Source organism: Paenisporosarcina sp. P5_A11 (assembly GCF_056400705.1).
This window is the reverse complement of record NZ_JBFUKT010000002.1, coordinates 120,620-145,568: the sequence shown is the minus strand read 5'-3', so window position 1 is coordinate 145,568 and position 24,949 is coordinate 120,620. Positions and strand designations below refer to the sequence as shown.

General features: G+C 39.6%; 19 protein-coding genes and 1 riboswitch. Of the genes, 7 read left to right on the top strand and 12 right to left on the bottom strand.

Annotation, left to right across the window (positions count from 1 at the left end; translation table 11 throughout):
• Positions 1 to 89 precede the first annotated feature (89 nt).
• On the top strand, positions 90 to 1,856 hold the full coding sequence (ade, locus tag AC1DOS_RS01625; protein ID WP_477536155.1) for an adenine deaminase: 1,767 nt from the start codon (positions 90 to 92) through the stop codon (positions 1,854 to 1,856).
• A gap of 29 nt (positions 1,857 to 1,885) precedes the next feature.
• On the opposite strand, the gene AC1DOS_RS01620 is transcribed toward ade, so the two are convergent.
• From AC1DOS_RS01620 to AC1DOS_RS01595, 6 genes are all read right to left on the bottom strand, one after another.
• Entirely contained in the window at positions 1,886 to 4,063 is a 2,178-nt protein-coding gene (locus AC1DOS_RS01620; protein WP_477536154.1) for a beta-propeller domain-containing protein, read from the bottom strand.
• Between the two features lie 351 nt (positions 4,064 to 4,414).
• A complete protein-coding gene (gene abc-f / locus AC1DOS_RS01615) occupies positions 4,415 to 6,286 on the bottom strand; it encodes a ribosomal protection-like ABC-F family protein (protein WP_477536153.1) in 1,872 nt (623 codons plus the stop codon).
• A gap of 105 nt (positions 6,287 to 6,391) precedes the next feature.
• Complete coding sequence (locus tag AC1DOS_RS01610; RefSeq protein ID WP_255421021.1) at positions 6,392 to 6,523, bottom strand: RAxF-45 family protein; 132 nt, start codon at positions 6,521 to 6,523, stop codon at positions 6,392 to 6,394.
• 39 nt (positions 6,524 to 6,562) lie between these two features.
• A complete protein-coding gene (locus AC1DOS_RS01605; protein WP_477536152.1) occupies positions 6,563 to 7,768 on the bottom strand; it encodes an acyl-CoA dehydrogenase family protein in 1,206 nt (401 codons plus the stop codon).
• A gap of 15 nt (positions 7,769 to 7,783) precedes the next feature.
• Positions 7,784 to 8,956 carry a saccharopine dehydrogenase family protein gene (locus tag AC1DOS_RS01600; protein ID WP_477536151.1) on the bottom strand — a complete coding sequence of 391 codons (1,173 nt, stop codon included), beginning with the start codon at positions 8,954 to 8,956 and terminating at the stop codon, positions 7,784 to 7,786.
• Positions 8,957 to 8,993: 37 nt separating this feature from the next.
• Complete coding sequence (locus AC1DOS_RS01595) at positions 8,994 to 10,469, bottom strand: aldehyde dehydrogenase family protein (RefSeq protein WP_477536150.1); 1,476 nt, start codon at positions 10,467 to 10,469, stop codon at positions 8,994 to 8,996.
• Between the two features lie 177 nt (positions 10,470 to 10,646).
• On the opposite strand from AC1DOS_RS01595, the gene AC1DOS_RS01590 reads away from it, so the two are divergent.
• Positions 10,647 to 11,447, top strand: coding sequence for a TIGR00266 family protein (locus tag AC1DOS_RS01590; RefSeq protein ID WP_108585014.1), 801 nt, complete (start codon positions 10,647 to 10,649; stop codon positions 11,445 to 11,447).
• A gap of 251 nt (positions 11,448 to 11,698) precedes the next feature.
• Here the strand turns inward: AC1DOS_RS01590 and AC1DOS_RS01585 are convergent, their stop codons facing one another.
• Positions 11,699 to 12,892: an MFS transporter gene (locus AC1DOS_RS01585; RefSeq protein ID WP_477536149.1), complete on the bottom strand. Its 1,194-nt coding sequence runs from the start codon at positions 12,890 to 12,892 to the stop codon at positions 11,699 to 11,701.
• A 310-nt stretch (positions 12,893 to 13,202) separates the two neighbouring features.
• On the opposite strand from AC1DOS_RS01585, the gene AC1DOS_RS01580 reads away from it, so the two are divergent.
• The 5 genes from AC1DOS_RS01580 to AC1DOS_RS01560 all read left to right on the top strand — a co-directional run bounded on the left by AC1DOS_RS01580 (position 13,203) and on the right by AC1DOS_RS01560 (position 18,689).
• Complete coding sequence (locus AC1DOS_RS01580; protein WP_477536148.1) at positions 13,203 to 14,801, top strand: ATP-binding protein; 1,599 nt, start codon at positions 13,203 to 13,205, stop codon at positions 14,799 to 14,801.
• Entirely contained in the window at positions 14,798 to 15,490 is a 693-nt protein-coding gene (locus AC1DOS_RS01575) for a response regulator (protein WP_477536147.1), read from the top strand. The genes AC1DOS_RS01580 and AC1DOS_RS01575 overlap by 4 nt, the downstream gene beginning before the upstream one ends.
• Positions 15,491 to 15,630: 140 nt before the next feature.
• Positions 15,631 to 16,638 (top strand): Bug family tripartite tricarboxylate transporter substrate binding protein, encoded by a 1,008-nt coding sequence (locus tag AC1DOS_RS01570; RefSeq protein ID WP_477536146.1) that lies wholly within the window; start codon positions 15,631 to 15,633, stop codon positions 16,636 to 16,638.
• A gap of 56 nt (positions 16,639 to 16,694) precedes the next feature.
• Positions 16,695 to 17,144, top strand: coding sequence for a tripartite tricarboxylate transporter TctB family protein (locus AC1DOS_RS01565; protein ID WP_477536145.1), 450 nt, complete (start codon positions 16,695 to 16,697; stop codon positions 17,142 to 17,144).
• An 18-nt stretch (positions 17,145 to 17,162) separates the two neighbouring features.
• Positions 17,163 to 18,689 (top strand): tripartite tricarboxylate transporter permease, encoded by a 1,527-nt coding sequence (locus tag AC1DOS_RS01560; RefSeq protein ID WP_477536144.1) that lies wholly within the window; start codon positions 17,163 to 17,165, stop codon positions 18,687 to 18,689.
• 210 nt (positions 18,690 to 18,899) lie between these two features.
• Here AC1DOS_RS01560 and AC1DOS_RS01555 read toward each other — a convergent pair whose 3' ends face one another.
• The 5 genes from AC1DOS_RS01555 to AC1DOS_RS01535 all read right to left on the bottom strand — a co-directional run bounded on the left by AC1DOS_RS01555 (position 18,900) and on the right by AC1DOS_RS01535 (position 24,444).
• Positions 18,900 to 19,319, bottom strand: a complete 420-nt coding sequence (locus tag AC1DOS_RS01555; protein ID WP_477536143.1) for a VOC family protein — start codon at positions 19,317 to 19,319, stop codon at positions 18,900 to 18,902.
• A gap of 162 nt (positions 19,320 to 19,481) precedes the next feature.
• The gene (locus AC1DOS_RS01550; RefSeq protein WP_108585006.1) at positions 19,482 to 20,522 is read right to left on the bottom strand and encodes a ribonucleotide-diphosphate reductase subunit beta; all 1,041 of its coding nucleotides are present in this window, start codon (positions 20,520 to 20,522) and stop codon (positions 19,482 to 19,484) included.
• Between the two features lie 13 nt (positions 20,523 to 20,535).
• Positions 20,536 to 22,758 carry a ribonucleoside-diphosphate reductase subunit alpha gene (locus tag AC1DOS_RS01545; protein WP_477536142.1) on the bottom strand — a complete coding sequence of 741 codons (2,223 nt, stop codon included), beginning with the start codon at positions 22,756 to 22,758 and terminating at the stop codon, positions 20,536 to 20,538.
• Positions 22,759 to 22,939: 181 nt separating this feature from the next.
• Positions 22,940 to 23,118, bottom strand: a riboswitch (cobalamin riboswitch).
• Positions 23,119 to 23,228: 110 nt separating this feature from the next.
• Positions 23,229 to 23,681 (bottom strand): hypothetical protein, encoded by a 453-nt coding sequence (locus AC1DOS_RS01540; RefSeq protein WP_477536141.1) that lies wholly within the window; start codon positions 23,679 to 23,681, stop codon positions 23,229 to 23,231.
• Positions 23,665 to 24,444: an aminoglycoside adenylyltransferase domain-containing protein gene (locus AC1DOS_RS01535; RefSeq protein ID WP_477536140.1), complete on the bottom strand. Its 780-nt coding sequence runs from the start codon at positions 24,442 to 24,444 to the stop codon at positions 23,665 to 23,667. Before AC1DOS_RS01535 ends, AC1DOS_RS01540 begins: the two co-directional genes overlap by 17 nt.
• Positions 24,445 to 24,949 lie beyond the last annotated feature (505 nt).

Below are 24,949 nucleotides of genomic sequence, written 5' to 3'. Positions count from 1 at the left end.
ATGTACAATTAACCTAGTCAAATTCACATGTGATTAATTTCTCGCGCTTCATCTCAGATCCAGCAATTTTAATAAAAGGAGTAGAAAACATGCAAAGTGCAATATCAAAACTACAGAAACGCATTGCGGTATCTCAACAACATCAACCAGCAGATTTTATTTTACGAAACGCACGTGTGGCTGATGTTTTTTTGTTAACTTGGAAGATTGCTGATTTAGTTGTGGCAGACGGTATGATTGTTGCGATTGATACCACAGGCTCATTTGAAAGTATTGAGGAACAAGACGCCATGGAACGCTGCGTCGTACCAGGTTTAATTGATGGTCACATTCATATTGAATCATCAATGTTGACTCCCTCAGCTTTTGGCGATGTTTTACTGCCTCACGGGGTAACAACAGTTGTGACAGATCCGCATGAAATCGCAAATGTAGCAGGTGTTGAAGGTATTAGGTTCATGTTAAAAGATGCAGAAAAAAGCCCTATGGATATTTATGTCATGCTTCCTTCCAGTGTGCCTTCGACTTCATTTGAACATTCAGGAGCAAAGCTTGAAGCAATGGATTTGAAACCACTTTTATCACACCCAAGTGTCCTCGGACTTGCTGAAGTAATGGATTATCCCTCCGTCCTAAGCGGAGATGAAAAGATGCTTACAAAAATTGCAATGACTCAAGAATCTGGCTTGCGAATTGATGGTCATGGTGCAGGTTTACAAAAGGAACAGATTCGTGGATATCGTGCAGCAGGAATACAAACCGACCATGAGTGTGTAACGGCTAATGAAGCTAGAGACCGTATCTCTCAAGGCATGTATGTACTCATACGAGAAGGCTCCGCAGCAAAAAATTTGATCGACTTACTTCCTGCAGTTACTTCACACAATGCGCGAAGATTCTTATTTTGTACAGATGATAAGCATTTAGATGAATTAGTAGATGAAGGCAGCATTGACCACGCAATTCGCCTTGCTATCGCTGCAGGTATGGAACCACTTCAAGCGATTCAATTAGCTACCTTAAATGCCGCTGAATGTTACGGACTATCAGGAAAAGGTGCATTAGCAGCTGGTTTTCAAGCAGACTTTATTATTTTGGATGACCTTGAAACTTTTAATGTAGCGGCTGTATGGAAAAAAGGTGTCAAAGTGGCTGAACAAGGTGTTATGTTGAACACTACACCTACTCAAGAAAAATGTTCAATTCGCATAAGCCAGTCCGTTCATTTGCCCACGATAACTAAAAATGACTTAGCTATACCATTTTCGAAAGGTTCGAAAGCAACAATTATTGAAATCATTCCAAATCAACTAGTTACAAATAAATTGATAGAAGACGTTGATGTAGTGGATGGTGTATTCATTCCCAATTTAGAATTGGATCAACTAAAATTAGCGGTCATTGAAAGGCATCATCATATACACTCGATTGGCCTTGGCATTGTGAAAGGTTTTGGACTAAAACAAGGTGCAGTTGCCACCACTATTGCGCATGATTCACATAACGCAATTGTTCTAGGTACAAACGATTTGGATATGATGATAGCTATACAAGCATTGCAAGATATCCAAGGTGGATTAGTCGTTGTAAACGAAGGCCGTTTACTGGCGTCACTGCCTCTACCCGTTGCTGGTTTGATGACGCAAGTGCCCTTAGATGAAGCTGTTCAGTCCCTTTTCGAGTTGCATGAAGCGTTGCATAGTATTCACCCAACTCTCGATTTTCATTTATTTTTAACCTTATCTTTTCTCAGTTTACCTGTCATTCCTTCACTTAAATTAACCGATACTGGGTTGTTTGACGTTACAACCTTCCAACACATTTCAATTGAAGCACACGAAAAAGCAGACCACTAAGCGATTCGCTACAGTGCTCTGCCTTCTTTTTAATATGCCACAACACCAATCTCTTTAAACGTAGTTAAATCATAACTCTTCATTTCTTTCATTGAAATGGTATAAAGGGTATCGTCTGCATATACCATCCGCTGAACTAATTGTTCCCAATTCTCATAGAGTTGGCCCGAGCTTGGTTGCTTAATTAAGTTTGCAACTTGTCGAATTCCTTTTCCAGCTGTTATTTCATACATCATGGCACCTTCGCCAGCATAATTCCCATTGCCCTCTTTATTAGTCCCTTCGTACATCGTAACTGGAAAACCAAATAATCCTTTTTCACGATACTGGAATAAAGCTTTGTGGTCATGTTGCAGTGAACTATAAGTGCCTTGACCTCCAATAATCTCCACATCTTTTTCAATAGGATTAGCAAAGTCAGTGACATCAAATAAGGAAATTTTCATGCCACCAGTCATAATTGTTGGTTCGCCTCCATTTTCATTTGGAACTGATTTGGTATCATATCCAAATCCAATTAAATGATTTTCATCAAGAGGATGTAAGTAATTACTGAATCCTGGAATTTTCAATTCACCTAACACTTTTGGCTTTTGGGGATTCGACACATCCATGACGAACAGCGGGTCAGTCTCTCTGAACGTGACCATATAAGCTTTGTCACCCATAAAACGGGCGGAGTAAATTCGCTCACCTTTCGCTAGTCCTTCAATTGAGCCGACTTGTTTCATTCCTTCATCCATAATATATAAATTATTTTCAGAAGGCGTTTCATTATCCCATGCAATTCCCTTGGTGGTCACGACTCTGAAGTAACCATTGTGTTCATCCATCGAGAACTGATTAAGTAGCATGCCTGTCACTTCGCCAGATGAAATAAAGTTAACCGCAGTACCATCCAAACCGAATTTAAAGATTTCTGTGTTCGTTTCTTGTGGACTCCACATTCTGTCGATAGAGGTTTGTTTGTCTTTTTTACTTGAAGGTATATAAATCGGTGCTGTTAAATACAATGCTTCTTTTGACATGTACATGGCATTACTTCCTCCAAGGAATCCTTTCGTTACAACTTGTGACTCCTTTGGATTGTTAAGATCCATGGCAGTGATTACACTATATGTTCCTTCTAATGTGCCTGGAAGAATAGCTAAATCGGAGTAAGACATCGGTGAAGCTTTATCATCTTTTTGACTATCAAATGTGTACGGTCGAAGCTCTACATCTCCATCCTCTTGCATCGCCCAATAGTTTGGCATTACATTAGTTACGAAATACAATATGTCGTCCGTTTTACGAGCACCATTTAAGTACCCTTCTGCACCAATTTCTCGCACTAGTTTAGGATTCTTTTTATCTTTCACATCGTAAAATCGCACATTTGTCGAGCTGTTATAAGGCATCATCATTTTACTTGAAACTTCTTCAGCTGTGTCAGAATAGTCATTTGGAATTTGTTTATCACCCAAAACTATTAATGTGTCTTCAGTTAAAAACAACTGTAACGGATAAAATGTTGCTTCAAAAGGAAGCTCTGCCATTTTTGTCATTGCAGAAGGTTTTCGGATATCTGTTATGATGACTCGACCATTCACTATTGCATAAATGAATTCGCCATCCATTTTCACAATATCTGATTCGTCTACTCCTTCTACTTGATTGTTTGTCTCCGAATAAGCTACCTCTCCTCCACTACCAGATCCTGAAGATTTGCTACTTGAATCCATAGACGATACACTTTCTTCTGTCGCAATATCTCCCCTACCTAAAGAATTAGTGGCCGTTAGCTGCTGTAACTTTTTGAAGTAATCTGTTAGTTCTTTTTTTGATTTTACAGTTTGCAAATCTTTGTGAACTGTAAAAGATAACTTACTTGTCGACATCGATTTGAAAAATCCACCTTGAATTGCATCCCGGTCGATATGCAAAGTATATGAACCAGGTTTAAGGTCAGATACTTCAACAGAGCGTCCGTTTTTCGTAAGTTCTAAACGAGCATTCATTTTGTTTCCTTGCTGATCAACCAAATAAATCGTTCCGTCTACTATGGCAGATTCTTTTACCGGAACGGAGAAATTTGCCTTCCATCCCTGATCTGACAGTGCAATCGATGAGGCACTTACCGTTACTTTATCAATTAAAAATGCAAAAGATAAAACAATCATAGCTACCACCGCTGCTATAATTAGCCACACACTTCTCTTTCTCATCTTACCCTCTCCCCTTCATCAACTGCTTCGTTACTTCATTAGACCGACTACAAACATTTTTGTTTCATCAATTCACTAATTATTTATTCATTTCGAATATTTTTATAAAATGCATAGCTTTTCCTTTTAAAAAAGGGTTACTTCTTGGTGAGCGGTTGCTCAGTTGGAATACTTGACGCCCAAGTTGGAAAAAATCAGAGTCAAGTTGGAATATTTGAACCCCAAGTTGGAAAAATCGTGGTCCAAGTTGGAATCGCTAACAATCATCCTAATGTAGATAAATTCCGTGTGAACTTTACTTTGCAAAAAAAAAAGTACGCAAGAGTTTTCTCTTGCGTACCATTACCAATATTATGAACTCTCCAGCCATCGTTCGAGCAATCCTTCAAGTCTTTCGTCTAGCTCCCCTTTTTCACAAACTAACTGTTCGTAGACTTCCCAATCCTCTTCTTTTTCTATGCGGTTCGTTATTTCTAAAATTGCATTTTCTAGATCTGCCATTTCTACTTCGATTGGTCGAGATAATATCTCCTTCACACGTAGGGGTTTAACCTTTTCTACAAGCTTAGCGCTCTTCACTTCTTCCACTTGATGTCGAGCTTGTAGTTCATCCCATTTGCCTCGAGCCCATTCGTAAGGACCTTCGAATGTGGTCAATTCTCCTCGATCAAGCCAAGCCGTTCGCGGGAATAATTTATTTAAAAAATAGCGATCATGAGATACAGCTAAAATCGTACCTTGGAAGTCTTCCAACGCTTCTTCCAATACTTCTCGTGAATCAATGTCTAAATGGTTCGTCGGTTCATCAAGCATTAACAAATTGACGTCTTGATACATGAGTTGAGCTAACCTTAAACGCATGCGCTCGCCACCACTTAAGTCGCTCACTCGTTTAAATACATCGGGTCCATAAAACATAAAACGTGCCAATACATGTCGTGCTTCCCCTTCAAACATGGATACTTCTTCACGAAAAGCGTCGATTAATCGTGCTTTCGGATTCGATATTTCAAAATGCTGTGATAAAAATCCTACCCGAACATTGCTGCCTAATCTTGCTATACCTTCGTCCACTGCCACTTCGCCTCGCAACAGTTTCAAAATCGTCGATTTCCCTGTCCCATTACGACCGACTACTGCCACTCGATCTTTCCAGTACACATTAAAGTTTGCATTACGAAGTAACAAATTGTCACCGAAGGATTTTGAGACATTTTCCATAACGACGACTTCTTTCCCGCTCCTTGGTGCAGCATCAAATGCTAACGTCATTTTTTTCGGGTCTACTAGAGGTTTTCGCACTTTTTCCATGCGTTCTAATGCCCGTTCCATATTACGCGCACGTCTATGCAAGCCTGGATTTGGTGGAACCGCTTCATTTGCCCAAAGTCGCAATCGTTTAATCGCTTCTTTCATTTTCTTTATTTTTTTCTGTTGTTCTTCGAATTCTTGGAATTCACGCATAAGGCGCTCTTCTTTTTGTATGGCAAAAGAAGAATAATTGCCATGATAAAGCGTCAATTCACCTTCTTCAAGATCCGCTACTTTCGTAACGACTTGATCCAAAAAATAACGGTCATGCGAAATAATGACGACCGTTCCTTCATAATCAGCCAAGTATTGCTCAAGCCATTCAACTGCAAATAAATCCAAATGATTTGTTGGTTCATCGAGTAACAACAAATCTGGTTTTGTTAACAATAATTTACCGAGCATGATTTTCGTTTGTTCGCCTCCACTTAAACTGGTAAATGATCGGCCAACAAACGATGTTAACTGCAACCCTTGCACTACCTTATCAAGTTCCGAGTCCATCGAGTAACCATCCCGAAGCGTGAACTCTTCTTGAATATCCCCATATTGTTTCAAAAGTCTTTCCAACTCACCCGGGTTTGCTAGTGCCATTTTCTCTTCTAACAGAGTCATTTTTTGCTGAAGATTGACTAACTCTTCAAATGCCATCAACAACACATCATGCCCTGTTATTGCTTCTGAATAAGAAGGAATTTGAGCTAGGTAGCCGATTTTTGTGCCTTTTTTAAAATGAATACTGCCTAAATCAGGTGTTTCAATTCCTGCAAGCAATGTAAACAAAGTGGTTTTTCCCGAGCCATTTCGTCCAACAACACCTAATTTGTCACCCGTTTTTATGGCTAACGATAGTTCTTCAAATATGATATTACCACCGAGCATTTTGCTAATTTCTTGTATTGTACATATCATGATTTTTCGCTTCCTTTCTAATTGAACACAGCTGGAAGCACAAAAAAAGACTACTCGAAGAGAGCAGTCTTTTCCCGTTAATAACGGTTTGGAAAGAATGTCTAATCAGCTGTGATGTTCATGTAATTGTCTAAAAATGGACAGACCCGTCCCGTTATCAGCAATTTCATGAGTAATCGCACATGAAACAGATAAAAATTCCAATATAAATCCATGTGCAGTCACAACGTTTTTCATTCTTTCCTCACCTCCGTTCATCGATTTTAGAATATTCTATCACATTTCTCGATCAATTTCAAATGGCCATTTCGGCAACATTTTCGATAATTTTTTATCCTCGCGGTAGCCAAGTACATACTCGGCTTGCATAATCGTATGAATTTCTCTTGTTCCTTCGTAAATAACTGGTGCTTTTGAGTTACGTAAGTATCTTGCCACTGGATAATCATCTGAATATCCATAGGCACCGTGGATCTGTACAGCGTCATCTGCACTTTGATTGGCAAAATCACATGACTGCCACTTGGCTAAAGACGTTTCGCGTGTATTGCGTACGCCTTTGTTTTTCAACTCACCAACACGGTAGACCAAAAGACGACTCATTTGAAGACCCGCTTCCATTTTTGCTACCATTTGTTGAACTAATTGATGCTTGCCGATTGGTTTTCCAAACGTTTCGCGTTCATTACAATATTTTGCACTGGATTCAATACAAGCCATAATTAATCCTGCCGCACCTGCAGCTACTGTAAATCGACCGTTATCTAATGCAGCCATTGCGATTTTAAAGCCTTCGCCTTCTTCTCCTATACGGTTTGCAACAGGAATGCGGACATCATCGAAGAAAATTTCTCCCGTATTTCCTGCACGAATACCGTATTTGCCTTTAATTGCTTTAGAACTAAAGCCCTCCATCGTCCGCTCAACGATAAACGCACTAATGCCATGATGTTTCTTTGATTTATCAGTATATGCAAAGACCACAAAATTATCTGCTTTATCGCATAGAGAAATCCATGTTTTTTGGCCTTTTAAAATGTAATCGTCACCGTCACGAGTTGCCGTTGTAGACATTGCCGCAACGTCTGAACCTGCGCCTGGTTCTGTTAATCCAAAAGCACCGATTTTTTCACCTTTCGCTTGAGGGACCAAGTATTTTTGCTTTTGTTCTTCGGTACCCCATTGCATTAACGTCATGGAGTTTAAGCCGATATGAACAGATACCGCTGTTCGAAACGCCGTATCACCGCGTTCCAACTCTTCGCAAACAATAGCTAGGGAATTATAATCCATTCCGCTACCGCCATATGCTTCAGGCACGCAGACTCCCATAAACCCCAACTCTGCTAATCGTTTCCACACTTTGGGATCGAATCCACCAGTGGAGTCCCATTCTGCTATATGGGGCAATATTTCGTCATCCACATATTGTCGAACTGTCTTACGAAGTAGTTGATGTTCATCTGAAAATTCGAAGTTCATGATGAGTGCCCCCTGTTATCCGTTTCCAACCGAAGTTGATTGTTTAATAGTTTCTTGAATTTCGACGCCTCGTTTTTTCATTTCTGCAATATATGCATCACCAGGTACAATTTGTTCAGGTGGGTAAACGCCGCGTTTTGTGATTTCTCCATTACCAATCATTTGCGCAACGACTGAAATCGTATTTGCTGTTGCACGAGCCATTGCCGTTACTTGATCAGTCATATCTTTCTTGGTGACTAGTTCGTATTCATATGTAACCGTTTCTCCATTTTTATCACCAGAAACAATGACACGTAACAACACGGCATCTTGTTTGTCACCCAACAATAAACCAGGCGTTAAAGCTGCTTTTAACACTTCACGCGTACTAATCGATTTTCCATCAACTACTACTTTTGTTTCTTTATTTGTTAGACCAAGATCTACTAATACTTTAAATTTCTCTGCATGTCCTGGATAACGGATTGTTTTGTATTCGAGTGTTTCGACGTTTGGAAATGTTTTTGTTAAAGTCGATGTTCCACCTGAAGTATGGAACGCTTCAAGCTCTCCAAATTCATCAAAATGAATCGCTTCAATTTCTGATAATGAAGGAACTTCATGTAATTCACCATTTCGCACTACATGTGAAGTGTCTGTATAATGATCAAATACACCATCTAAAGAAAAGACAATATTGTATTTCAATGGACCTTCTGGCACTACTGGAATTCCACCGACATAGAGTTTTATCGATTTTACTTCGTCTAATTTACTTGCACCGTACCCTGACAATATATTAATCATTCCTGGAGCTACCCCTAGGTCTGGGATGAGTGTAATTCCTTTCGCTTTTGCTTCATCAGCTAAACCGAGAACAGCCTCCGTTGCTCCACCAATGTGACCGCCTAAATCAATTGAATGAACACCTACTTCAACAGCAGCACGTGCAACTTTTTCATTAAACGAATAAAATAAGGCATTAATTACGACGTCACCTTTGCTCATTACTGCTTTTAATTCCACATCATTATTGGCATCTAAACGGATTGCTTCAATTTTTTCGGATTGGATTTTATCTTTAAAAGCTTGTACTTGTTCTACTTGAACGTCAGCTAAAAATACCTTTTCAACGTATTCGCTTTTGACTAAATCTCGTGCTGCTTCCTTGCCCATTAATCCCGCACCTAATACGACAACCTTCATATTTACATCCCCTTTGTAAAACTTTGTCTATCTGCTATTAGTTATCAATTTGAGCTCGTTGCAACTTGCCACTGAAATCAATATAAATACTCTTCCACTCTGTATACACGTCTAAAGCTGCAACACCTGAATCACGGTGGCCATTCCCCGTCCCTTTTGTTCCACCAAACGGTAAATGAATTTCAGCTCCTGTTGTACCTGCATTTACATACACAATCCCTGTATCTAAATCGCGTTGCGCTTTAAACACGGTGTTGACATCACGAGAGAAAATACTGCTTGATAATCCAAAAGTTACGCTGTTATTCACTTCAATCGCTTCGTCTAAACTCGAAACTTCGATAAGTGATACAACTGGACCAAAAATTTCTTCCTGTGCAATTCGGCTATCGCGTTCTACATTCGTGAACAAAGTAGGAGCGTAATAGTTTCCGTTAGCTAAATTACCTTCAGCAAGAATTTCACCGCCAACAAGTAATGTAGCGCCTTCTTCTTTTCCGATTTGTACATAATTATGGATTTTTTCTAAGGCCTTTTTGTTAATTACTGGTCCAATTTTCACGGTTTCATCCATACCATCACCGATAGTTAATTGTTCCATTGCAGTTAGAAGTAGTGATTCAAGTTCTTCTTTAACATCTTTATGCACGATGACACGACTACATGCAGTACAGCGTTGACCTGCAGTTCCAAAGGCACTCCAAAGAATCCCTTCTACTGCTAATCCAAGATCTGCATCATCCATAACAATTACTGCATTTTTCCCGCCCATTTCAAGCGACACTTTTTTCAAATGACGACCGCCACGTTCTGCAACTGAACGACCCGTTTCTGTTGACCCTGTAAATGAAATAACTTTCACATCTGGATGTTCAATCATAGCTGTACCGACTTCTGATCCTGATCCAAAAACTATATTTGCCACTCCTGCTGGAATTCCCGCTTCTTCAAAAACTTTCGCCATTTCATACGCCATCATCGGAGTTTCTGTTGCTGGTTTCCATAAGAATGTATTACCTGCTACTATTGCCGGGAACGATTTCCATGTTGCAATCGCTACAGGGAAGTTCCATGGTGTAATAAGTCCGACAACGCCAATTGGGGCACGAACACTCATCGCAAACTTATCCGCAAGTTCCGATGGCGTTGTTTCACCAAATAAACGGCGACCTTCTCCAGCCATATAGAATGCCATATCTATTCCTTCTTGCACTTCTCCGCGTCCTTCTTCAATGACTTTGCCCATTTCTTTCGTCAGTACTTGCGCTAAATGCTCTTTCTTTTCTTTCATAATACGGCCTATTTCATATAAATAATCTGCTCGCTTCGGTGCAGGAACAAGCGCCCACTTCTTCTGCGCTTCCTTTGCAGCCGCTACCGCTAGATTTACGTCTTCTTTTGTTGATAATCGGACTTGAGCTAACTCTTCGCCATTTGCCGGGTTCGTTACAGGAACGTACTTAGCATCTTCCGCATCCTGCCACTTTCCACCGATGTAATTATTCAATTGCATGTACCTTACCCCTTTCGTTTTGAAAACGTTTTCACTATAACTTATTCGACATGAAACCTTTTAAACCTTTCCAAATTCAGAAAAAACGGAATATTCTTTATTAAAGTTTCGGATGAAACTTTTTGCTGTGGAAAGCGTATGAATGAGTAGAATTTAATTTTTGGAGGAATGAGACATATGAATAACCACGAAATTGATTACAAATTATACGGAGACGACATGCAGTTTGTAGAAGTGGAACTTGATCCAAAAGAAACAGTTGTTGCAGAAGCTGGTAGTTTAATGATGATGGAAGACGGAATCGCGATGGAAACCATATTCGGAGATGGCTCTAATGGTTCTGCTAGTAGTGGTTTAATGGGGAAATTAATGGGCGCAGGTAAACGTATGCTTACTGGTGAAAGTTTATTTATGACCACTTTCACTAATACCGGTTCAGGAAAAAAACATGTCTACTTCGCTTCACCGTATCCAGGCAAAATCATCCCGATGGATTTAAGCGAAATGGGTGGTAAAATCATCTGTCAAAAAGATGCGTTTCTTGCTGCCGCTAAAGGTGTTTCGGTCGGTATTGAATTCCAACGTAAACTCGGAACGGGATTCTTTGGTGGCGAAGGATTTATCATGCAAAAACTTGAAGGTGATGGACTTGCGTTTCTTCATGCTGGAGGTACCATTCATAAAAAACATCTACAACCAGGTGAAGTATTGCGCGTAGACACAGGTTGTTTAGTAGCGATGACTCAAGAAGTCGATTACAGCATTGAAATGGTTAAAGGTGTAAAAACAGCATTATTCGGAGGAGAAGGATTGTTCTTCGCTACACTAAGAGGACCCGGAACAGTATGGATCCAATCGTTGCCGTTTAGCCGACTTGCTAGCCGCGTCTTCGCAGCAGCTCCGCAAATTCCAGGTGGAGGCTCCAAAGGTGAAGGTAGTTTAGCTGGTGGATTATTTGATATATTAGGTGGAAAATAAAATTGAAAGACAGTGTGCCATGTATGGTGCACTGTTTTTTTGCTTATTCCCGTTCATTTTGTGTTTATTCCTTTTCATGGACCCTTTATTCCCGTTCAAACGCGATTTATTCCCTTTCACGGACCCGTTATTCCCATTCAAACGCGGTTTATTCCCTTTCACCCATATTCTTCCACAAAAACCACTCTTCTCTACCTCTGTAACTACAAAAAAAGTGCCCGATGCTCATTCGCACCAGGCACTTAGTCAAATTATGAGACGATCATTTTCCCTTTCATTCGCCACAAGAAATACAGGACAGGCAAGATGAGTAACGCAGAAGTTGTGATGCCTCCTGCAACAGATGTGTACAAGGCAAGTAAACCGACTAATGGCCCCCCTGCTATTTGTCCAAAAGCATCAAGTTGACCGAACATGGAAAGAGTTGTGGCCCGACCTTTTGATTGCAGACGTTTGTTTGTAATAATACTCATTAATGGATAGTTTACATTTCTGAGTGCACTTGTCACCCAGTACATTGCAATGGCTATGAAGAAATGTCCAGTCCATGCGAAGACAATCATGGTCCCTATTAAAACGGCATTTGTTAATAACAGCACATCCGCGTAGCGACCTTCCACATATTTTTCCACAAATCTTAGTACGACAATATTAAGCAAAAAAGCTATAGCGTAAAATGTGCCGAACCAATAAATGGATTCACTTTCTGACAAGTCATAGTCGGCAATGAAATGAGCACCGTATAAACGGTCAAACCCCTCACTCGCGAGTCCCCATAATAATGTCACCACCGCAATACTGACGAGTATCGTGTTACCACGAATTTGCGTCATGCCTACTTTAATGATTTCCATCATATGTGTAACACCTGATACCCCTTTTGCACGTGTTACTTTGACAAACTTCGTTTCCGGCAGAATAAATGCCCATAATGAAAGGATAATGAGCATGATACCTGCTACTAAAATGGCAAACTGTACCGACCAAATGGCTGCAATTGACACACTCGCTAAAATTGCGACAAATCGTGCGAATGACGAAAATTGAGAACCACGTAAAAAGGTTTCCTCTAAGTTTTCACCATTTAATTCATCTGCAATCCATGCTTGCTCTGCCCCACTAATAAAGGTCCAGCCGACTCCCCATAACGCAGAAGCCAATGCAATCGCCCAAAAATCCGGCATACTTCCTTCCAATATGTGAGCCAACCCAATCACTAATGTCCCTATAGCAAGTGATTTCTTACGACCGTAATGATCGGCAAACAGACCCGTTGGCATTTCAAATAAGAGAACCGAAACTTCCATAATTGTTCCGATTAGTACTAGTTGTAATGCATTTAAATCTGCTTGTGTAACATAATAAATGGCGTTCAAAGTAAACACCATTTGAATGAAAAACGCACGTGAACTTGTCACGGTATAATAAAACTTTTGTATTGCCACTTTTATTTTCCTCCGTTAATTGATTTTAGATGAAATCAAATCGGAGTTCACATTTTATGCCAACATGTCCCCCAATTTTATTGATGACGTCAGTGTTATTCTTTTCATATTAATCTCTCCTTTTCTAAAACTTAACTTAGTATAAATAGTATTCTGACTATTGTCACTAACTCACAAAGAATTTTTTCAGCTATATATGGTACCTTACCTGCCCTAATCCATCTATCCCTCGCTTCTTCTCAAAACCTTATGTTGCCAATTCACCCACGACTCGTCATAATAGCACTAATTATGCGAAAAGAGTGATAGCTTGAAGAATCGATCTTTACAATTCAAAATTTTTGTCTATGGCGCTTTATTTGTCACCGCTATTTCTCTTCTCATAGGGGCTTCATTCTATTACACGATGTCCCAGAGTATCGAACAGCAGATTGGCAATCGCGCTTTAAATATTGCAATGACTACGGCAAATCGACCAGATGTGGTTGCTGGATTTGAAAATGAAAACCCAGCCGCTGTTTTGCAGCCCATTGCTAAAACGATCCGTAAACTAACTGGAGCTCAATATGTGGTCATTGGCAACGTTGAAGGAATTCGCTATGCACATCCAGTTGCTGAACGTATTGGTCAAAAAATGGTTGGTGACGACAATGAACGCGCGTTAATGTATGGAGAATCTTATATTTCTGAAGCAACCGGGACACTTGGACCTGCCTTACGAGGAAAAACTCCTGTTAAAAATGAACAAGGTGAAATTGTGGGCATCATATCAGTTGGGTTTTTAAAAGCCGACATCTCCCATACCTTTTTTGAATATGTGGATTCAATTATTACAATCGTACTCTTGGCTATCATCTTAGGCGTTATCGGTTCAACCATTTTGGCGAGAAGTATAAAAAAAKTATTATTTAATTTAGAGCCTGTTGAAATTGCGCATCTATTCACTGAACGAAATACACTGATTGAATCTGTTCGTGAAGGAATTATTATGGTCGATCAAGATGCACATATTTCGATGATGAATAAAGCAGCATATGAAACTCTTTCTCTACCAGAGGATGTCACACTCATCGGGCGTCATATTGAAGAGGTGTTACCTAATACATTGCTCCCTCAAGTTCTTTTAAATGGAGAAAAACAACTTGACCGACAAATGGAAATACGAGGAAAAAAAGCAGTTGTCAATCGAATCCCGATTTTAATAGGGACAGAAATCGTTGGAGCTGTATCTAGTTTTCGTTTGCAATCGGATTTTGATCAGTTAACAACAGAACTTTCTCAAGTGAAACAATATACGGAAGCGCTCCGAGCACAAACACACGAATATCAAAACTTTCTATATACAATTAGTGGGCTCATCCAACTTAACTCGCTAGATGAAGCGCTTCATCTCATTCATGACGAAAAGCAAGAGCATCAATCACTTATCCAGTTTGTTACGAAAAGGTTGCAAGACCCCTACCTAGGTGGTCTCGTCATTGGTTTATTTAATCGTGCCCGTGAATTAAAAGTTCGATTTATTTTAGATGAAGATAGTTATTTAACTAGCCTGCCTAAACATCTAGAAAAAAGCTTGTTTGTATCCATTATAGGAAATCTAGTAACCAATGCATTTGAAGCAGTTGAACACTTAGCAGAATCAAATCGAGTTGTACGGTTATTTATCCTTGATAATGGACAAGAAATCTTGATTGAAGTTGAAGATTCAGGAGACGGGCTTAGTGCTGATTTACAAGAACACATATTCAAGTCGCGCATTTCCACGAAAGAAGGACAAGATCGTGGCTACGGTTTAGTGAAAGTTTCAGAGAATATTAGAGACTTAAATGGAGTCGTATCGATCGAAAATGGGGATTTAGAAGGCGCACTTTTCGTCATCTCCATTCCAAAAGGAGGGTTTTCTGTATGAGTAAATTAATTGAAGTCTTAATCATTGAAGATGATCCAAGAATTGCTGATATTCACCGTCGTTTTATTGACAAAATAGATGGATTTATAGTCGTTGGATCTGCACATACGGGAGCTGAGGCAAAGGACTGGGTTGCAGCAATGAAACCCGACCTTATCTTACTTGATGTTTATTTACCAGATATGATGGGCACTGAGTTGATGACTTTTATTCAGGCCGAAAGTACAGATACAGACATCATCTTTATCACAGCAGCAGCGGAAGTGAGTGTCGTGAAACAAGCATTCCGAGGTGGCGTCATCGACTATATATTAAAACCGTTAACGTTTGATCGTTTTCAAGACAGTTTGCACGAATACCAAGAAAAAAGAAAAACACTTGCAAGCACTGGAAAATTACAAGAAGAGTCCATCCAATTGTTGTGGCACTCATTTAAGTCGCCCAATTTAACTGACATTCCTCTGACACCAAAAGGAATTGATCCTATTACAATAGATAAAGTGGTTGTTCAATTAAAGCAACAAACACAAGGAATAACAGCTGAAAAACTCGGAATTGCTAGTGGACTTAGTAGATCTACCGCAAGAAGATATCTGGAATTTCTTGTTTCAGAGAGTAAAGCGAGAGCTGAACTTATATATGGAACAATCGGTCGTCCAGAACGCAGGTACTTTCCAAAAAACCTGTGAACTTTATGAACAAAATGACAACAATGACCTTTATCTCCCTTATGACCCAAAACATTGAATTGAATAAAAGTTCTGATAAATTGAAGACAGCGTATTGAAAGCGCTGTCTTTTTCTAATTCAATCAAAGGGGATATCGTTTATGTGGAAAAAATTATCAACGGTAATTTTAGCAGGTTCATTGGCTTTAAGTTTAGCAGCGTGCTCAAGCGAAGGAGATGCAAGCGTTTCATCAAAGTATCCTGAAAAACCGATTACAATTGTGGCACCTTCTGGGGCTGGTGGCGGATGGGATTTAACAGCTCGTTCTATTGCCAAAACTATGAATGCTACAAAGTTAGTGGAAGAACCGATTACTGTTGAAAATAAACCTGGTGGCGGAGGAGTCGTTTACATGGCTGAATTTGCTACTAAAGAAGTGAAAAATGATTATGTATTAATGGTCAAATCACCTCCTATTTTAATTAATAACAACAAAGCTGAAGGTAACAGTGCATATGGATATAAAGATACAAAACCACTAGCACAATTAACTCGTGATTATGGCGCAATTGTTGTACCAGCAGATTCAGAATTCAAAACGTTAACAGATGTTTTAGATGCAATAAAAGCAGATCCAAGTAAAATCACTTTAGCTGGTGGATCGGCTCCAGGTTCAATGGATCATTTAGTTGGAATTCTTCCAGCTTATAAATATGGAATTGATCCTAAATCAGTAAAATACGTTTCTTATGATGGTGGCGGTGAAGCAGTTGCTGCACTTCTCGGGAAAAATGCTGATGTTATTGCAACAGATGCCTCTACAATTACCGAGTACGTAAAATCAGGTGATGTAAGAGTACTGGCAGTTAGTTCTGCAGAACGCTTAGAAGGTGAACTAAGTGATGTGCCTACTTTCAAAGAGGAAGGCATAGATACAGAATTCACAATTTGGCGCGGTTTGTTCGGACCAAAAGACATGTCTGATGATGCTTATGATTACTGGACTTCGAAGTTAGACGAGTTAGTTAAAACAGATGAATGGAAATCAGAACTTGAAAGAAATGGTTGGCAAAGTGAATATCGTAATGCCGCAGACTTTACTACTTATTTAGAAGATCAAGACAAAGTAATTGTTGAATTATTAACTGCATTAGAAATGCAAAAATAAAGAATAAAGGCGACGGCAGTAGCGGTCGCCTTTTTCTAAAGGAGGTGTGAAAGATAATGAGTAAAACGTTCGATCGTTTCACAGGTATCGCCTTTTTACTGATTGGTCTTTTATTTGTCATTGAAAGTCGTTCGATATCAAAAAGTGCGTACGGTTCTTCAGTAGGACCGGATATCTTCCCAACAGTACTAGGAATCATCCTTATTTTATTAAGCCTACGTTTACTTTTTGAAACAATGAAATATGAACGTGCTGAAGGAAAAAAAGAGTCCGTTCAATATGTTAAATTCTTAATCATTTTCATAAGTGCCGCTGTATATGCAGCTGTTTTAGAACCGCTTGGATATGTCATTTCGACCTTTATATTTTTACTTATTGCATTTCAAACGATGGAGCGTGGGAAATGGATTAGTTCACTTCTCATCGCTGGTGCTTTTTCATTTGGTGTATATTACTTTTTTGCAGAGTTTCTTGGCGGATCATTGCCAGGATTCCCAGAGTTTTAAAGTGGAAGGAGTTTTGGTATGAGTACTTTAGATTTTCTATTTAATGGTTTTGCTGTAGCATTTCAGTGGCAAAATATCATGTTTGCATTTGTTGGTGTTTTGATCGGAACAGCCGTGGGAGTTTTACCAGGTATAGGACCAATGAGTGGGGTTGCCCTTCTCATTCCTGTTACCGCTACTTTAACTTCTGGAATGCCAACTGAAGCCGCAGCCGCTAGTTCTATTATTTTGCTGGCAGGAGTTTATTACGGAGCCATGTATGGAGGTTCAACAACGTCTATTCTGTTAAATACTCCTGGAGAATCTTCTTCCGTTGTTACTACTTTAGATGGGTATCAAATGGCCAAACAAGGCCGTGCCGGTGCTGCACTTTCCATTGCTGCTATCGGTTCATTTGCAGCAGGTATCATTTCCTTAATTGGATTGGTATTGTTAGCAGAACCCTTATCAAAAATTGCCCTTAAGTTTGGTCCAGCAGAGTACTTTTCATTGATGCTTCTCGGTCTGTGTGCGGTCAGTGGATTAGCTGGAAAATCGATGACTAAAGCATTAATCATGACGATATTTGGTTTACTTTTAGCAACCATCGGAATTGATGCAGTTTCAGGAATTGCTCGTTTTACATACGACTTACCTATTCTTTATTCAGGTCTCGAATTTTTAACAATTGCCGTTGGGTTATTCGCTCTTGGTGAAGTCTTTAAAACGATTCTTGAACGAGATAAAGAAGATGGTGCCATTGCAAAAATCAATCGTATTTTACCAACTAAAAAAGATTTAAAAGATAGTGCGGTACCAATCGTTCGCGGTTCATTGTTAGGGTTCTTTATTGGAGTTCTACCGGGTGCGGGTGCAACCCTAGCATCATTCTTCTCTTACATGACTGAGAAAAAGTTTAGCAAACATCCAGAGAAATTCGGTACTGGTGTAATTGCAGGAGTAGCTGGACCTGAATCAGCAAATAACGCTGCATCTGGTGGTGCTATGATTCCATTGTTGACCCTCGGTATTCCCGGCTCAGGAACAACTGCCATCTTGATGGGCGCCCTTATCATGTACAACATCCAGCCAGGTCCTTTGTTATTTGAGGATCATCCAGAGGTTGCTTGGGGACTTATTGCAAGTATGTTTATCGGAAACTTGATGTTGCTTGTTTTGAACATGCCACTCGTCAAAGTGTTTGCGAAAATTATTCAAACGCCGAAAAAATATCTTTTGCCGATTATTGTTGCGATTTCCTTTTTCGGCGTATATGCCGTCCAATATACAACTTTCGATTTATACTTGTTACTTGCATGTGGTGTTCTTGGTTATTTGTTAGCGAAAAACGACTACCCTCTTGCACCTCTTGTATTGGCACTTGTATTAGGGCCAATGATTGAAAATAATATGCGTCGTGCATTGACGATTTCAAATGGAGATTTCTCGATTTTCGTGACCAAACCTTTGTCTCTAGCCTTTATCATCGCAGCGGTTGCTTGGCTAGTAGTTCCACTACTTATGAAACTTAAAGGACGTAATGTTATTGTAAATGACGAAGAATAAGTGAATGATTGACAAAAGCAGAGTGTATTTATACGCTCCGCTTTTTTATTCCCGTTCGATGGAGATTTATTCCCGTTCGCGAATGGTTTATTCCCGTTCGATAGAGATTTATTCCCGTTCGCGGATGGGTTATTCCCATTCACCCAATTTCACCCAACAAAAAAGGCTGCCAGTTCCATCGGCAGCCCCATTAATCTTATTCACACAAATTTATTCAACTTTACCTTTTTCAAAATTCAAATCCCATGTATAGCCAAACTTATCGCAAACTTTTGCGTATTTTGCTCCCCAGAACGTGTCTTGAAGCTCCATAACAGCCTTACCGCCTTCTAACAAAGCATTGTATAGGCGATTCACTTCTTCTTCGCTTTCACATTCAATCATCAATGCGACATTTGTTGCACCAGATTCGCCTGGAGTAGGTGAATCTGCAAGCATGATATTGAAGTTTTCATCAGATAAGCAACAATGCATAATGTAGTCTGCAGCTTCTGGTGGATAAGGAAAACCTCCATCGCTATCACTATACTTCATTATTCCATTGTTTTTTAACCCGAAAGTGGTTTCATAAAATGCCGCAGCTTCTTTGCCATTCCCGTAAAACGATAAATATGGAGTAACTGGTTTCATTTGCTTACATCCCCTTAATAAAAAATAGATATCGTTTATAAGGTTCGCCATTAATCTATTAAAACCTTTTATTTATTCCTACTTTTATGGAGAATGAAATTTATCGCTCAAACTCATTTAACACTCTCATTATCTCGCTTTAGAAGATACTCCTATCGATCATCATAAGTCATCAAACCCGTTATCTTGGACATTTACTTTGACGTATTGCCGCGACTTTTGTTCGAAGAAATCGGTTTTACCTAAGTCTACTTCTTCATAGGCTTTGATCCATTTTAATGGATTCTTACGATATTCAGGAAATGGACGTTCATAGCCGAGTTGGGCACAGCGAACATTTGCGTAAAAGTAAATATATTCTTCCACATCTTCAACATCCAGACCGTCGATTCGATCTCCAATGACTTCACGTGCCCATTCAGTCTCGAGCAGCGCTGCTTCTTTGAAAATCGCTTCCACATCACGTGCTCTTTCTGGCGTATCGTACTCAGGATATTCCCGTAACAATTCTTGATAAATTTTCACGAATAAATCCACATGAATTTGTTCATCTCGGTTGATGTAGTTAATCATCGTGCTTGTGCCGACCATCTTTTGATGACGAGCCAGATGATAAAAGAATGCAAAACCTGAATAGAAAAATAACCCTTCCAAAATGACATCATAGACAATCGCTTTTAATAACGAATCCACATTCGGATTATCGGAAAATTCTTCATACCCTTTCATGATAAATTCATTTCGCTTTTCAAGAACGGTTTCCGTACGCCAATAATCAAACACACGGTCTTGTTCATCCTTTGACACTAAGCTCGATAGTACATATGAGTACGAATGATTATGAATAACTTCTTGTTGTGCCAAAATAATCATCAGTGCATTCAAACTAGAATCAGTGAGATAATCTGCCACTTTTCCAGCAAAGTCAGTTTGAATACTGTCGAGCAATGCCAATAAGCCGATAATTTTTAAGAATGCTTGTCGTTCCGGTTCATTTAAGGAACTGAATTGTTTTACGTCTGAACCCATATTGATTTCAAATGGTGTCCAAAAGTTGCCGAGCATTCTTTTGTATTTTGGATATGCCCAACTAAATCGGACATCATCCCAGTTTAAAATATTTGAAGAAGTACCATTGACGATACCTGTTGATCGATTCGGTGCATCTTTATCCATAAGTTTTCGTTTTTCGATTGTCGTCATACATGGTTCCCCCTTAGCTTGAGCAAGATTCACATTCCATTAATTCAATCGATGTTGAACGTACGTAGTATGTTGTCTTCAATCCCCTTGCCCACGCATCTAAATGTAAATCAAGCAATTCTTTCGCTTTGATTGTATTTTGGACATATAAATTCAACGATACCCCTTGGTCAATATGACGTTGACGAGCAGCGTTCTGTTTTAACGTCCAGTGTTGATCGATGAAATACGCTGATTTGTAGAACCAAGTAGTATCTTGATTTAAATCCGGCACGGTTACTGGAATTTTATAGTCTTTCTTTTCTTCTGAATAACTCTTTTGGAAAATAGGGTCAATACTAGCGGTGCTTCCTGCTAAAATCGAAGTAGATGAATTCGGTGCAACGGCCATTAAGTAGCCATTTCGCATCCCATTCATCGCTACTTCAAAGCGAAGTTCACGCCATTTTTTTGATATGTAAGCCCGAGATTCGAAGTACTCACCATTTTGGAAACCTGAACCCTTAAATAATGGATACGGTCCTTTTTCCCTTGATAAATTCATCGATGCTTCGATGGTTAAATACGCTATTTCTTCGTATAATTCATCCGCAAACTCTACGGCTTCATCTGATTCCCAGCGGATAGATTTTAATGCTAATAAGTGATGCCAACCAAATGTGCCAAGACCGATTCCCCGGTATCTCGCGTTTGTCCGTTCAGCTTGCGGGACAGGAATCATATTCAAATCAATGACATTGTCGAGCATGCGAACTTGCACGGCGATCAGACGCTTTAAGACGCCAGCTGGCACTGCTTTCCCTAAGTTGATTGAAGACAAATTACAGACGACAAAATCACCAGGTTTACGACGTGTCACAATGACATCATCTTCAATCGTAATCGATTCAAATTCCGTAGCACTCATGTTTTGAAAAATTTCTGTACATAAGTTACTGCTATAAATCATGCCTTCATGTTTATTTGTATTCATTCGATTCACTTCGTCACGGTAAAACATAAACGGTACACCCGTTTCAAGTTGACTGCGCATGATTCGTTTCATGATATCGATTGCCGGGACAACTTCTCTAGATAAACGATTGTCATCAACACAAGCTTGATATTTATCACGGAACGATCCCTTCCCCCGCTTTTCATCGTAGGAATCTTCGAGAGAATAACCCATCACGGTGCGGACTTCATGTGGATCAAATAGGGTCCATTCCTCTCGAGCTTGTACTTTCTCCATAAAAATATCTGGCAAGCTTACACCTGTAAAAATATCATGAGCACGCATTCTCTCATCCCCGTTATTTAATTTCAAATCCAAGAACGGTAAAATATCCTTGTGCCAAACATCTAAATAAACGGCAATCGCTCCTTGTCTCTGACCGAGTTGATCCACGCTAACAGCTGTATTGTTCAATTGTTTAATCCAAGGCATGACACCACTTGAAGCACCTTTAAATCCACGAATTGAGGAACCACGACTACGCACTTTCCCCATGTAAATACCAATACCACCGCCATATTTTGATAATGTCGCAACATCCGTGTTGGAGTCATAAATTCCTTGCAAACTATCATCTACCGTATCAATAAAACAGCTTGATAACTGACCATGCGGCTTGCCTGCATTAGAAAGTGTTGGTGTTGCCACCGTCATATATAAATGACTCATCGCCCAATATGCTTCTTTCACTTTTTCTAAGCGATTCATTGATTCATTTTGCATTAATGTCATGGCGATGATGAGCCAGCGTTCTTGAGGAAGCTCAGCTGACATTTTATCAAAATCTCTTGCCACGTAGCGGTCCATTAACGTTTTTAAGCCGATATATGTAAAAAGCGAGTCACGCTCTGGTTCAAGTATTTCACCTAATGTTGTGATTTCTTCTTTTGTATAAGCTTGAAGAAGTCGAGCATCATATAGCCCTTTGTCTGTTAAACGAGTGAGATGTTTATAGAAATCTGCATAAACTTCATCAACTGAACAGCTTCGTAAAATGGCCATTTCGCTGTAAACTTGTACTAAATAAATACGTGCTGCTACGAATGTCCAAAATGGCTCCTCCTCGTCCAAATGGCTGAGAGATTCTAACACCATTGCTTGTGACCACTGCGCACCCGTGGCATCAGGATTTTTCTTCATCCACTTGTCCTGTGCACGCAATAATGGTGCTAACTGCTCTCTTGTAAACAATGTATATAACTGATCAATGTTATTTTCTTTTTTTGATAATACCTTTTGCATATGGTATTTTCCCCTTCCTAAAGCCCAATTTTATAAACACAAAAAAACGATGAATCAGCCTTTTCGGCTGAGCCATCGCTCATGATATTAGAATGGAAAGGAGTTAAAGTGGTTAGCGAGAAAAATGAAATACCGCCCGCTACTGATAGCTCGCTTCCACTCCTCAACCCCCGAAGAAAGTGATGCTTAAGAAAAAATGGCAGGTCTCCTGGCTCGTGCATCAGCCTTCCATACGCCTTCCCGTGTCGTTACACAGTGGACTTTGTACAGTCGTTCGCACTTACAGTTGCGGGGACAGCTTCGGTATTTCACCGAATTCCCTATTAAACCATTGCTGGTACCATTTTCTCGTTTACATACTATATATTGTGTTTTATTCAAATATAAATCTAATATATTGTGTTTTATTCAAATATAAATCTAACATATTGTGTTTTCTCATTCAATAGACGAATAGCCTTTGAATTCCCTTAACCCTTATCAACACTCACTAATTCACTTGAAAAATATTTTTTGTCTTGTTCTTTTGAGATCTTTTCCGCTGCTGTTTGTCCTCGTTCGATCCAAGTGTCCATAGACTCCGTGTTTCCTCGGCATTTTTCTGCACGAGCCACTAATTCATAAGCGAAAACTAAATCAAAATCTCCAAATCCTTCAGCTTCACATAGTTCAACGCCTGTAATGCCGTAAAAGTAAGCTGCATCCCCTTGACCGAGAATGGCATGCACACGAGAGACTTGCCAATATCCTCTAGCTAAATTGAGTCTTGTACCAACTTGGCGCCAATGATAAAGTGACGCGTATGCCTTCTCAAGCATTTGTGAAACTTCATCTCCGGTACGATCTTTTTTCTCGATTAAATCCCATGTTTCATTAAACAACTGCATGGCTATAGAGTGAGTAATACTAATTGTCTCTTGCATTTTTTACTTCTTCTTTTCTCAATTGTTTGCATTCGCTCAACATCCACGTGGCATAGTGGACGATTTCATTACTACCTATGTAAATATCTTTCGCTGAACCGTTATATACAGCCAAACACTGTTCCACGATTGTTTTAAAATCCTCAGGTAGATTTCTTATTCCCCATTCTCCACCTTCTTTTTTCGATGCAACCTTTCCTTCTTTAAGGAAATACAAAACTCTACAAAGGTTAAGCGTAAAATAGACAGGGGTTTTAATTATGAGTTTTGGGGCGTCCTCAATATCATTAAAAATCGATTCAATATAATACCGCCGAGCTATCGGGGTAAAAACATTTTTTATCTCTCCACCACTTAAAGTCACACCTCGATGATACGTTACAACCATATGTCCAGCTAAATCCGGGTCATAAAATCCTTCACCACCGCAAACATAATTTTCATCTATTAAATAGTTAGGATGAAAATAATGCAGCTCAAAGGGTGTAGGATAAACAAAATCTTTTACATTCCTCTCTAACACGATACTCATTTCCAATTGATTCCGATTTCCTTGTGTTAAACTCAACAACCTTTTAATGATGATTTTTTTCGTATCGTTAGTCATTTCTGTTGAACAAATAACCAACATATCAACATCACTTGTCACTGGATTAAAACACCCCATTGCTAAGGAACCATGTAAATAAACACCAACCAAATCATCATGTAATTCATCCACAAAGACCGTCGTAATATCATTCACATATGATTGTATATCCACTTACTCACCTTCTTTATCATCCTATTCGACAGTGAAAAGCTACCTTCCTGCTACCACATTTACTTCTATGAGCGGTTTTGTGTCGACTATGAGCGGTTCTTTGTCGTCTATCCGCGGTTTCTTTGATTTGCCTTTTCTATGACCGTTTTTGTGTCAACTACGCGAGGATTCTTGTCGTCTATGATCGCTTTCGTGTCGACTATGAGCGGTTCTTTGTCGTCTGTGAGCGTTTTCTTTGATTTGCCACTTCTATGAGTGGTTTTGTGTCGACTACGCGCGGATTCTTGTCGACTATGAGCGGTTCTTTGTCGTCTATGAGCGTTTTCTTTGATTTGCCATTTCTATGAGCGGTTTTGTGTCGACTACACGCGGATTTTTGTCGTCTATGATCGCTTTCTTGTCGACTATGAGCGGTTCTTTGTCGACTATCCGCGATTTGCCCTATTCTATTCGCGAAACATAGAAAACTACATTTTTCCCACACAAAAAGCGGCCTCAATTTGAG